Source organism: Undibacterium sp. Ji42W, from assembly GCF_049340405.1.
GTDB lineage: Bacteria > Pseudomonadota > Gammaproteobacteria > Burkholderiales > Burkholderiaceae_D > Undibacterium.
On record NZ_JBMPOV010000007.1, the window covers coordinates 385331 to 397556 of the forward strand.

General features: G+C 50.0%; 7 protein-coding genes. 3 read left to right on the forward strand and 4 right to left on the reverse strand.

Annotation, left to right across the window (positions count from 1 at the left end):
• Positions 1–54: 54 nt before the first annotated feature.
• From ACO0LG_RS17780 to trmB, 3 genes are all read left to right on the forward strand, one after another.
• Positions 55–1056: a hypothetical protein gene (locus ACO0LG_RS17780; RefSeq protein ID WP_423028725.1), complete on the forward strand. Its 1002-nt coding sequence runs from the start codon at positions 55–57 to the stop codon at positions 1054–1056.
• A 26-nt stretch (positions 1057–1082) separates the two neighbouring features.
• Entirely contained in the window at positions 1083–1517 is a 435-nt protein-coding gene (locus tag ACO0LG_RS17785; RefSeq protein ID WP_423028727.1) for a hypothetical protein, read from the forward strand.
• 952 nt (positions 1518–2469) lie between these two features.
• A complete protein-coding gene (gene trmB, locus ACO0LG_RS17790) occupies positions 2470–3186 on the forward strand; it encodes a tRNA (guanosine(46)-N7)-methyltransferase TrmB (protein ID WP_423028729.1) in 717 nt (238 codons plus the stop codon).
• 24 nt (positions 3187–3210) lie between these two features.
• Here the strand turns inward: trmB and ACO0LG_RS17795 are convergent, their stop codons facing one another.
• The 4 genes from ACO0LG_RS17795 to ACO0LG_RS17810 form a co-directional block, all read right to left on the reverse strand.
• Positions 3211–7062, reverse strand: coding sequence for an EAL domain-containing protein (locus tag ACO0LG_RS17795; RefSeq protein WP_423028731.1), 3852 nt, complete (start codon positions 7060–7062; stop codon positions 3211–3213).
• A 320-nt stretch (positions 7063–7382) separates the two neighbouring features.
• Entirely contained in the window at positions 7383–9890 is a 2508-nt protein-coding gene (locus ACO0LG_RS17800; RefSeq protein ID WP_423028733.1) for a DEAD/DEAH box helicase, read from the reverse strand.
• A complete protein-coding gene (locus tag ACO0LG_RS17805) occupies positions 9877–10668 on the reverse strand; it encodes a fumarylacetoacetate hydrolase family protein (protein ID WP_423028735.1) in 792 nt (263 codons plus the stop codon). Before ACO0LG_RS17805 ends, ACO0LG_RS17800 begins: the two co-directional genes overlap by 14 nt.
• A gap of 33 nt (positions 10669–10701) precedes the next feature.
• Positions 10702–11751 (reverse strand): MerR family transcriptional regulator, encoded by a 1050-nt coding sequence (locus ACO0LG_RS17810; RefSeq protein WP_423028737.1) that lies wholly within the window; start codon positions 11749–11751, stop codon positions 10702–10704.
• Positions 11752–12226 lie beyond the last annotated feature (475 nt).

A 12226-nucleotide genomic window follows, 5' to 3' on the forward strand; every position in this document is an offset into this window, starting at 1 on the left:
GCAGAAGTTCTTCTCAGAATTCGCATCGCAATATTTATATTGAAAGGAAAAATAATGGCAAATCTTCAAAGAATTTTTGGTGATGATGGGCTTCCATATCTTATTGATAGGCCAGACGAGGATTTTAATGCCGGATACTCGCCGTTGACAACTGGCATCGAGAATCTTGAGCTAAGTTCTGAACCATTATCATTTGTTCGCAGTCCTGACAGGGATATAAGCTACGAACAGGACATGGCAGGTTCCAGAGAGATTCAAATGAGACGTCCTGTATCCATGGGAGCGATAGAAAATTCTGGAGATCTGTCAAAGTTAACTTTTCTGAGCCCGGAAAAAATAAACTATCAAAATGTTGATATCGGCGATACCAATTTCAAACAGGCCAGTGATGGAATAAAAACTCAGTTCAAGCAAGAATATGGATATACACCAAGCTCAGGTGAGTTGGCTCAATACACCAAATTAAGCGGTAGCAGTAGTCCGCTTCGGTCTGTACTCGTTGGGCCCGAAAAAACTGAGAGTAATACAAAGCGAATAAGCGACAATTTTCTCGATAACATCAGAAATGGTAGTTTGAGTTCCGATTCAGTTCCGTTTTTATCTCTTTTGAAAAATACCCAAGAGAAAGGAAGGAGCAATAGTGAAGCAATGAATACGCGCCCAACAGTGCGTGTCTATTCCAGTAATGCTTTTGGAATACCTGGGTTAAATCATGCTTACGTTGCCAGCCCTGAAACCGAGCAGCAAAAAGGCCGAGACGGCCTTTTCGGTATTACGAAAGGAGCAGGAGGATATGGCTTTGAAAATCCTTATCATAGTGTTACTCTTCCAGATGGGATGACTGCCCGTGATTTTATGGACCGTATTCAACGTTATCCAGGCTGGAATAAGGGATTGTGGTTCCCTTGGGTGAATGACTGTCACAATGACCTTGAAGACGCTTTTAAATATACCGGAGTTCCCTATCCAGGCGCTCCAAATGGCCGTCTCGACATAGATGATGATGTTATCGGGACTGTCAAAAGAGTCGCAGATGAAGCGCAGCAATGGAGTTGAACTCAGCTTAATGGAGGCAAGCGTCAATGAAATTTGTTTTCTTGCGTAAATGTGTGTTGATTATATTGATTTTATTCGTCGCATCGTGCAGAGGCACACATTATGTGGGGCAGCACTTTTATTTTCCTACCGGTGCAAAACATGATACAGATTGGATTTATCATGGCTATGTTCATATGTCCCTGGTCGACCAATGGTTCGATCTGAATGAAAAGGAGGTAACAATTTTCCTTTCAAACAGAGATGGAAAAGAATTCAAATTGGATCAATTTACTATGGTGTCTCGGGGGCTGAGTGTTAGCGCCATATGGCACACGGAAGATTTTTTGGTCATTACTTTTACTGAAGAGGAAGGGCCTCCGATAGTTGATGGAAAGCCCGATTTTTCTCAGCCATCAAAACAAGGGAAAGTAATAAAGGAAATGACCTATCATCCAGCCGCCAGATTACAATTTAAATAGTTAATCCAAAGTATTCAATTATTATTACACCAGCCTGAATGCGCGAGCGCAAATGGCGACTACCAAACGGCTCGGCCAGAAGAATAATCTTTAAAGTAAGACAAAAAAAACTGCCCGATTTTGGGCAGTTTTTTTAATAAAAATTACTGCCTTATTGATTGTTATACATAAGATCATGCCGCGTGCTAAAAATTTTCTTAAATTTTTAGGAGGGGGAGTGATGTGTGCAACATAAAGAATAAATTTTTGATAACATCCATTCATAGGCTTCTATATAGCTAATCTTTGCCCAAAAACGTTTTTGGCGACATGCCTCTTTGTTCATACCCTTATGTTTATACTTTACGGTAGAGCTCGTGGCAAGATGTGGGATTTATACACCGTAGATGGCGATCATTTTTCAATTAACTGCGTCAAAGACTATCGTGGCAATGAGCAACTCCTTTTTTCGCATGAATGCGGCGGATCTGCATGCGTAAGGGAAACGGTATCATTGATCTCATGAATCTGAAATTCTTGTTAAGACCCCCTTGGGGAACAAAGAGAATTCCAGGGTTGCTAAAAAATATCAGGTGTTGAGATGCTGTCCAAGCGGGGATTTTTTTCTCTTTTTATACAGGGCTAGTGATAAAAATATGGATTAGTTCTGATTGACTTTGAGTTCCGCAAGCATGAATGTTGTTCAAGCAAAAACTTGATATTGTTTGTCTTAATTTATCTTGTCAGAATGGTTATGAGATAATATTTCCCAATGACGGCTTGCTTATAAGAACTTTTAAGAACTGTTTTAATTAATATTAAGCACTGCTTTCATCTGGTAAAATACTGGCTTCGCGAAACCTGGATCTAGCTTAGACATCAATCAGTCAAAGCTGGTCGTTACGCTTTGATGCTCTGACGGCGTTAGCCTTGATTTCGCAACTGCCATTATTCTTTCTTTCTGAATTCCCGTATGTCTGATTCTAAACCTGCTGACCCTGCCAAGCCGATGTTTTATGACCCTACCGAGCGCCGCATCCGTAGCTTTGTCACCCGCGCCGGTCGCTTGTCTGATGCCCAGGCCAGGGCTATAGAAAGCCTGAGCCCGCGCTTTTGCATCCCTTATCAAAAATCGCCGCTGGATGTGGATGCGGCATTTGGCCGCAATGCGCCAACAGTGTTTGAAATCGGTTTCGGCATGGGTGAAACCAGTGCCAAAATTTCTGCTGGTATGCCTGAGAAAAATTTCATTGGTGTGGAAGTGCACACGCCAGGCGTAGGTAGCCTGCTCAAGCTGACGGATGAACTGGGTTTGCAAAACCAGCGCGTTATCCAGCATGATGCTTTTGAAGTGCTGACTCATATGATCGCACCAGCATCCTTGCATGGCATACACGTATTTTTCCCTGACCCTTGGCATAAGGCACGCCACAACAAGCGTCGTCTGATACAGGCCCCATTGGTGACATTGTTGGCCTCGCGTCTGGCACCAGGCGGTTATTTGCATTGTGCAACTGACTGGGAAGAATACGCCGTGCAAATGCTGGAAGTGTTAAGCGCCGAGCCGATGCTGGAAAACACAGCTGACGGCTATGCACCACGCCCCGATTATCGCCCAGTGACAAAATTTGAAAATCGCGGCTTGCGCCTCGGTCACGGCGTATGGGATTTGGTATTCCGTAAAAAATAATCCTTATTTAAGATAAGTCCAGCGCTATTGCAAAGCCTGTAGCGCTGGCTTGGTACGGAGGTCGCGCCAGCGTGCTTCTGTTTTCCAGCGCGCTGACCAGTCAATAAATTGATCTGCGGGCATGGGGCGGGCGATGCCATAACCTTGCGCCAGGCGGCAACCCAGTTCCAGCAATTTGGCACCATGTGCCATGGTTTCCACACCTTCGGCAATCACTTGCCTGTCAAACGCGCCAGCCAGGCGTATCACGCCTTCGACGATGTCCATGTCTTCTACATCAGTCAGCATATCGCGTACAAAGCTTTGGTCTATCTTCAATGTATCTACGGGTAGCTTGCGCAGATAAGTCAGCGATGAGTAACCAGTACCAAAATCATCAAGTGAAAAATGTACCCCTAACTGGCGGCAGCGGTTCAAAATCGCCACGGCTTGTTCCATATCGGCGATAGCGGCAGTTTCCAGCACTTCCAGCTCAAAATTGCTGGCCTGGAAGTAGGGGTGAACGCGTAAGGCTGATTGCAGATAATCGCAAAATTCCGGTGCCAACAAATGATGGGCACTGATATTCGCGCTGACGCGGATGGCGATGCCGCGCAACTGCCAGTGATAGGCTTGCTGTATTGCGGCTTTGATGACCCATTCGCCCAAGGGCTTTTCCAGCTTACTGCCATAGATGTGCGGTAAAAATTCGCCTGGTGCGAGTGTGCCGCGATTGGGGTGTTGCCAGCGTATCAGGGCTTCTGCGCCGACAATTTCACCACTGATCAAATCGACCTTGGGTTGGTAATATAAGACGAATTCATCCTGGTCAAGCGCAATTTCCAGCCTCTCCAGTATCTGCCTGCGCTGCTGCGCTTTACGGTCACTTTCAGGATCAAAAAGATGATAGCGGTTCTTGCCCGCTTCCTTGGCCAGGTACATGGCGTGGTCTGCATGCCGCAGCAACGTGTCGGCGTCAACATTGTCGTCCGGGTACAGGCTTACACCGATACTGGCCGAGATGCTGATTGATTTCATATCTATCTGTATCGCCTTGCCGATACCCATCAAGACACGGTCTAGTATCATAGCGCTTTCTTCTGCGGAAGATATATCAGAAAGTAGCACGGCAAATTCGTCCCCTCCCAAGCGCGCCAGCGTATCGTCAGAGCGCAACACCTGTTTGAGATTTTCTGTGACGCCAATCAATAAACGGTCACCTATTGCGTGCCCGTATTTATCATTGATTTCCTTGAATCCATCCAGATCGATGAAGCACACAGCCAGTGACTTACTGGTGCGGTTGGCCCGGTTGACAGCCTGGTTCAACCGGTCTGCCAACAGGCGGCGGTTTGGCGCGCCTGTCAGTGGATCATAATGTGCTATGCGGTCAAGCTCGGCTTCGTGGGTCTTGAGTTCGCTGATGTCGGTGAAGATGCCGATATAGTGTTGAATCTCACCAGTCGCATCACGCACGGCTGAGATAGAGAGTAATTCGGGAAACACCTCGCCATTCTTGCGCTTGTTCCAGATTTCCCCACGCCAAAAATCGTCTTCTTTCACCGCTTTCCACATTTCGGCATAAAAGCTGGCAGCATGACGGCCAGATGCCAGTATCCTGGTTGATTTTCCATAGACTTCTTTGTCGCTGTACCCGGTGATGCGGGTAAACGCTGGATTGATCTTGGTGATGCAACCCATGGGATTGACTACCATGATGCCCTCGAAGCTGCTGGAAAACACGGTGGCAGCTTCACGTTGCGTCAATTCCAGCGTCTTCTGTGCCGTGATATCGGTATGGGTGCCTGACATGATAAGCGCTTGGCCATGCTTGTCCCACGCCACTACTGCACCCCTGGTCAATACCCAGCGCCATTCACCTGATTTGGTACGTAAACGCAGTTCAAGTTCATGGCTGGCAGAATGTCCTCTGATGTGCCTGTCCAGTGAGATGTGTGAGGCCTTTAAATCATCTGGGTGGATATGATCAGACCAGTGTTCGGGGCTGACATTCATTTCCCCAGGCTCATAGCCCAGCATTGTTTCCCAGCGCGCACTGACCTTGAAGGTATTGCTGAGTAAATCCCAGTCCCAATAGCCGAGATTCGAGCCTTGCATGACACGCTCCAGCCTCTGTTCTCTTTCCAATAACTCGGCCGCGATAAGTTTTTTTTCATTAATGTCAGCCAGTGTGCCGACAACACGCAAGGCCTTGCCATCAGCATCGCGGCTGACTATACGGCCGCGGCTATGCACCCATTTGACTTCACCTTGTTTGGTCAGCAGACGATATTCAAAATCCATATCACCGCAGTATGGTGTATTGTAGTCAGCGATATGTTGCAAGACCATCGGCAAGTCTTCAGGATGAATTTTACGTTTCAGAAATTCCGGCTCCTGGCTCTCCTCACTTTCCGTGTAGCCCGTCATGTCAAAATAACGCTGCGAACGATAAACCGTGTTGCTTGGCACATCCCAATCCCACAGCGCTTCACTGGTAGCAGCCATTGCCATTTGCAGACGTTCTTCGCTGGCTTGTAATTGCATGGCAGTGATCTTGCGGTCAGTGATATCTTGCACGCTGCCATGCAGCCTGATCAATTTGCCTTCTGCATCTTGCAAGGCTTCGCCGCGGGCGATGATCCAGCGATGGCTGCCGTCAGGCCTGACAACCTCCGCATCGCAGGCATATGGCGTAAATGTCTTGATCGCCAATTCCACAGCTTCTGCCAGCCTGGCCCAACTCACCGGGGTGAAGTATTGCTGTACCTCAGGGTAGACAGCGGGTGGCAGGGACGTATCGCGGCCATAAATCATGTACACCTCCTCCGACCAGATATGCACGTCAGTGCGTACATCCCAGTTCCAGCTACCTACTGCCGCCAGGCGCTGCGCCACTTTCATGGCGGCCTCACTTTCCTTTAGTGCGGCTTCAGCTTCCTTGCGTTCAGTGATGTTGCGGGCAATGCCAAACAAGCCCTGCACTTTGCCAAACTTGTCCAGCATCGGGCCCCTGGTTACCATGAACACCAAGGCTTTGCCATCAAGGGTATTGATAGATTCATCATGCGAACGTATGACTTTGCTGGCGATGACGGCCCGGTCTGTTTCGGCAATCATGCGCGCCGATTCTGACGGGAACAATGCATAGTCATCATGACCTATGACTTCATGTAAAGGTTTGCCGGCTAATTTGATGACTGACTCATTGGCGAGGACATAGCGGCCCTTGAGGTCCTTGACGAAAATTGCATCCGGGGTACCACTGATGATGGCTTCCAGTAAATTGCGGCTATTCTCTGCTTTCGATAGAGATTGCCGCAGCGCTTCACTGAGCAAGCTGACTGCAATGCCGTTAACAATAAGAAAGCCCAGTTGCAGCACGTCCTGTATGGTTTTGATCGCAAAACTATACAGTGGCGGAATGACAAAATAACAGAGCCCCAGGCTGGCAATCATGGTAGACAATAATCCCGGTCCCAGGCCACCCAGCATCGCACTCAGGATGATGGGCAAGACAAACATGATCAACATGGGTCTGTTTTCAAAATTGGGTGCCATGGCGACACGCAGTAACAATACAGACAAGGGCAGGGCTACCGCCATCAAATAGATGGGCCAGCGCACCTTGTATTGTGGATAAAATACTTCCAGCAAAGGGCTGCCAGAAGTTTGTTGTTCATGGAACGGAAATTGAGGCACCGCTCGCATGGCCAAAAAAAACAAGGATGTCGTGATGATGACAAAGAACACCCCCTTGACCGTCGAAAGCCAGGTCACTGCTGCGATATTGCTGAAGCTTGACAGCAAGCTGTCAGACAAGATGATCCACGCCAATGCAAATAGCAAATACAGTACCGTGACGATACTGATATAGCGATTGCGCGGTGTAGTCATCATAAAAACCTGCCGTTTCAACATCGGTAAAGAGGATGAAGCCTGGTGTTAGGTGAATATGGTCAGCAGCTAAGATTGCGCTGGATCTGGCGTGACGCTGCTCTTTGCTTATGTAAATATTGCCACATAGAATTATTTGCAAGCCTAACATGCCTTGATTCCACTTACTAACAAGATGTGCTAAGTGTGTTTTTTTGTCAATGTACAAAAAGGCAAAATTTGTAAAATTGACATAAAAGAGACTGCGAAGAGACTGGGAATATAAAATTCCCTATTGTTGAGTTGGATATGTGTCTTTACATCTCACATCACGCCAGTCATTACATCGCAGTGGTATTCAGCGGTGCCAGCAAGGCCTGCAAGTCTTCTGCACTGAATTTGCTGGCAAAGGCAGTATCGCTGCCCAGCACACCTTCGGCCAGCGCAGCCTTGCGTGCTTGCAGGCCCAATATACGCTCCTCTATACTGCCTTCTATCAGCAGTTTATAGATGAAGACGGCTTGCTCCTGGCCTATGCGGTGGGCACGGGCGTTGGCCTGCTCTTCCACCGCCGGGTTCCACCATGGGTCCATATGGATGATGGTGTCCGCAGCAGTCAGGTTCAGGCCCACGCCACCTGCCTTCAGGCTGATCAGCATGATCGGTACCTGTCTTTCCTGGAAACTGGCGACTACCGCGCCACGGTTTGCGGTAGCCGTTTTGCCAGTCAGCATCAGATACGGCAAATCCAGGTCGCCCAGGGCAGTGGCAATCAGTTCCAGCATTTCAGTAAATTGTGAAAACACCAGTATCCGGCGGCCCTCTGCCACCAGGGCGGGCAGCATGTCGCTGAGCATTTCCAGCTTGGCTCTTTCCATCTCTGGTGGCAGGTTCTGGCCTTTCAGCAAGGCCGGGTCGCAGCAGACCTGGCGCAACTTCAACAGCGCATCCAGTATCGTGATCTGTGCGCCATCAAAGCCCTTGCGCTGCAAAATGCGGCGCACCTGTTCATCGGCGGCAACGCGCACGCTTTCATACAATTCACGCTGCTTGCCCTGCAGACGCAGGCGCTTGATGACTTCCGTACGCGGTGGTAATTCTGTCGCCACTTCATCCTTGCGTCGTCTCAAGATGAACGGCCGCACCCTTTGCGCCAGCACTTGCGCGCGCAGGGTTTCGCCATTGACTTCGATGGGTTTGCGCCACAAGCGAGCAAAACTGCGCATGTCGCCCAGAAAGCCCGGCATCAAAAAATCAAACTGTGCCCATAGTTCGCCCAGATTATTTTCCAGCGGCGTGCCTGTCATGCACAGCCTGTGTCGCGCATTGATCTGGCGTACCGCATCAGCACTGCGGCTGGCGGCATTTTTCACCGTTTGTGCTTCATCAAGGATCAGTAAATGAAATTCCTGCGCCTTCAATACGTCGAGGTCGCGCCATAACAAGGGGTAAGTGGTCAGTACCACATCTGCCTGTTTGATATCGGCAAACAAGTTAGCCCGTTCTGGCCCTTGCAACGTCAATACGCGCAGGGCAGGGGCCATGCGTTTGGACTCCGACTGCCAGTTAAAAATCAGCGAAGTCGGCAGCACGATGAGGGCAGGGATATCCATCCGGCCCTGCTGCTTTTCTATCAGCAAGTGAGCTAGTACCTGAGCGGTTTTACCCAGGCCCATATCATCAGCCAGTATGCCCGCCAGATGCTGTTCGCGCAGGTATTGCAGCCATGCTACGCCATGTAATTGGTAAGGGCGCAGCGTTACTCCCAGGCCATCTGGGGGTTTCACTGCACGCGGGCTGCCAACTTTATTCAGGCGTTGCGCCAGGCTGCGCAAGCCCATATCTCCCTGCAATTGCCAGCCACCATATTCACCAGCACGCGCGGGCTGGCTATCGAGCAAGCTGATGCGCAAGGCTTCCAGCCTGTAACTGTCCCAGGCAGACAAGGGCATTGGCCCTTCTATCTGTGGCCCGTCGGTCAGCAATTCCAGCATGTGAATGACGATGGCTTTTAGCGGTGCGGCCATGGCGTCAATACGCTTGCCACCAGGGGCGCGCAATTGTATGACGGCCATATCATCGATCAGGCGTATCTGCCTCGCATTCAGCCAGCGTGCATCACGTTGCAAGAGGTGCGCCAGCATGGGCACGAGGTCCAGCACTTCTCCTTCAATTTCTATCCCCAGGCTCAGCATCCATGAACCTTCACGCGCAGGTAGCCCAAGCGGTGTGATGACTTCATCGCGATGTCGCATGCGCGATGCCACCTGCTTGCCAGTGATGGCACCCGTGCTTTCATCAATAATGAGATGCCATGCATCTACCGGCACGCTCTCATGGGCAAAGCCAGGGCGCACCACGACTTGCCAGCCCAGCGCCTGCATCTCTGGCAATTTCTCTGCCCAAAAGTCGGCGAAAAATCCTTCCTGCACCAGGCTCCAGAGTGGGCCAAAATTTTCAGCGACGCTGTCATTGCGCCATTGCAGGCTGGCAGCGGGCAGGGGTTGTAGCGCGATATCCCAGACCTTATCCAGTGCATCCGCTTCTGCACCCAGGTCGCGCAGCAGGCTCATTGCCTTGCCATCTTCATCATGTAGCAATTGGGTGGAGTGTGGACTGCGGTTCAGCAGGGCAGTGGGTGCAGGGGTTTGCCAGCGCAGGCCGTTATCGGTGTGGTATAACCAGTCGATTTCCACCACCGTGACGCTGCCGCCACGCGGCCCAAAGTCACCGCTGGGTTTCATACCCAGCAAGCCATCGCCTCTGTGCAGGGTTTGCAAAGTGATGCGCGGGCGAAAATGTCCTGTTACTTCAGGCAAGCCACGCGGTGCAGGTTTATTTTCCTTCAAAGCGCGCCCGTATCAAATCCAGTTCACCAAACCGTATCTGGATATCCGTACCAACCGGCACGGTCGGGCTGCCTGCATAGGATCCGGTAATGACAGCCTGGCCTGCTTGCAGACCTAGGCCTTTGCTGCGCAAGAATTCTGCCAGCCAATACAGGGGCAGGCGCGGCATGCCAGCAGGGTGTTGTCCATCCAGCGAGATATCTGGTTGGCCAGCAATACTTAGCGTTATGGATAGCTGGGTGGTTTGCTGTGCCAGTTGAGTATCAACTGCAGGGCCGAGCAACAAGCCCTGATTAAACACGCCATCCGCAAAATGGTCATAAAAAGTCAACTGCTCCGGGTGCGTATAACGGCTATCAATCAATTCCAGAGCCAGCCTGGTTCCCGCCACCGCAGCATCCACATCTGCTGGCGTGTAGGGTGCAGCCCTGGCGGGTAAATCATGCGCCAGGATGAAGGCCAGTTCTGGTTCTATTTTGATCTGACCCTCTCTGGCCCAGACCTTGTAAGTGTGCTCGCTGGCTTCGTGCACGTCACTGGCATAGATCGGTGCCAGCACCCATTTGTATGGCGCAGCAGACGTAGGCAGGCCGCATTTCCAAGCAGCGATAGGAACATCAATGAGCTCGCTGAGTGCACACTGTATTGCCAATGCTGTCTCCAGATTATCTGGGCGAATTGGCGCAGGCAGTGCATCACCTTGCGTGCCGTTTTGCCGCCGCTCAAGCAGAATGGTGGCGGCTTGCAGGTGATTCGCTTGTATGCTTGACTGACTCATGATGAGAATAAGCAAAAAACTAAAGCAGGCATTTTATCGCGCCATCGCCAGTTTGGTTTGATGGCTGCTCAGATTTTGCAAAGCCGACTGCAGATAGTTGAACAGACGCTGGTCTACACCCATGCGCAATGCCGGCTGCTCAGAAAAAGCCTGCTGGATTTTCTTTTGCAGGCTGATGCGATTGCCTGCTTTTTTCAGCGATAGGGATTGCCAGGCTTTTGGCAGTTCCTGCACTTTGGGGTGGTTGGTGCGCGTACCTGCCGCACATTCCAACTGCAAAGTTGCGATCAGTGCTGGCCATGCTGCGGCATCTGTCACACTATGCTGGCGCAAAATCTCCATTTCAACCACGTCGCAGTAAGCTGCATACAAGGGCAGGGTGGCACAGGCCAGGGCGCGCACCATGTAGTCAAGCGTAGGCTGATCCAGCCCGGAAAATAACTGCAGTGCTTTTTCTTCGCTTTGCATTTGATAAAACTTGATCAGTATTGCTGCATCACCACCGCTTTCATCCTGCATGCATCGCAGCCAGCGCTGACTCAATGATTGCGCCAGCGCATGCTGTGGTGACACCTGCTTTTCCATTAATTCATGCAAGGCGTGGATGAGGGCAGATTTATCTGCAGTATCTATCGTCCCCATGCTTGCACGTTGTCGTCGCAAAGCCGCAAGTTCGGTTGCTGTAAAATATTTTTCGCTGTGTACGGTCATTTCCAGTGCAGTCAGCCAGTCATCAACGACAGGTAGCTGCGCTCCATCCAGATGCGCAGACAGGTGGAGCAAATGATCACGCAAGGCCAAAGCCTCGCGCGCCTGTTTTTCCATCAGACTGATTTGCTGCCGGACAATGTCGCCCATGCTGACGCTTTGATCATCCAGTATCGCCCGTATTTCTTCCAGTGACAGTTGCAAACGGCGCAAAGCCTGTATGCGGTACAGTCGCAATACATCGTCATCGCCGTACAAACGGTAAGTGTTGTCAGCCCGCGTCGTTGGGCACAGCAGGCCTATCTTGTCATAGTGGTGCAGCGCACGCACGGTCAGGCCAGTGCGTTTTGCCAGTTCACCTATTTTCAGTTTCATTGTATGCGTGTGTCCCTGTTTGCTGCTGCTGATGATAATGATCACAGCCGATCATAAAGCCTGACCCTGGGTCAGGCTCAATCGCAAAATTTCACGAAAATCCGGGCATAATTTGTAAAAATTCAATCAAAATGGATAAATTTTGTGCATAAGTGATACAGAATTTAAATAATTGTTACATTTCAGAGTGAAACCGCAGTAAAACATTCCTCATGAAAGTAACGTTTCTATAATGGTGCAATAAATAATGCTAAATTAGCATTTAAATAACATTCTCTTGTTTGTAAATTTTGTCTGGAATTCTAAATGGCCAACACATCAGCTGATATCCAAAAGCTTTACATCGCCTACTTCAACCGTCCTGCAGACCCAAATGGTCTGGCCTACTGGATGGCACAAGGTTTCACCCTGAACCAAATCGCCGACAGCTTCTCCAAACAAGCAGAATACGCCACAGTGTATGCTGGTAAAACGA

Excerpts from the sequence above, each read along its gene's own strand:
- trmB (WP_423028729.1), top strand. The coding sequence starts at position 2,470 with ATGTCTGATTCTAAACCTGCTGACCCTGCCAAGCCGATGTTTTATGAC.
- ACO0LG_RS17795 (WP_423028731.1), bottom strand. The coding sequence starts at position 7,062 with ATGACTACACCGCGCAATCGCTATATCAGTATCGTCACGGTACTGTAT.
- ACO0LG_RS17785 (WP_423028727.1), top strand. The coding sequence starts at position 1,083 with ATGAAATTTGTTTTCTTGCGTAAATGTGTGTTGATTATATTGATTTTA.
- ACO0LG_RS17780 (WP_423028725.1), top strand. The coding sequence starts at position 55 with ATGGCAAATCTTCAAAGAATTTTTGGTGATGATGGGCTTCCATATCTT.
- ACO0LG_RS17810 (WP_423028737.1), bottom strand. The coding sequence starts at position 11,751 with ATGAAACTGAAAATAGGTGAACTGGCAAAACGCACTGGCCTGACCGTG.
- ACO0LG_RS17805 (WP_423028735.1), bottom strand. The coding sequence starts at position 10,668 with ATGAGTCAGTCAAGCATACAAGCGAATCACCTGCAAGCCGCCACCATT.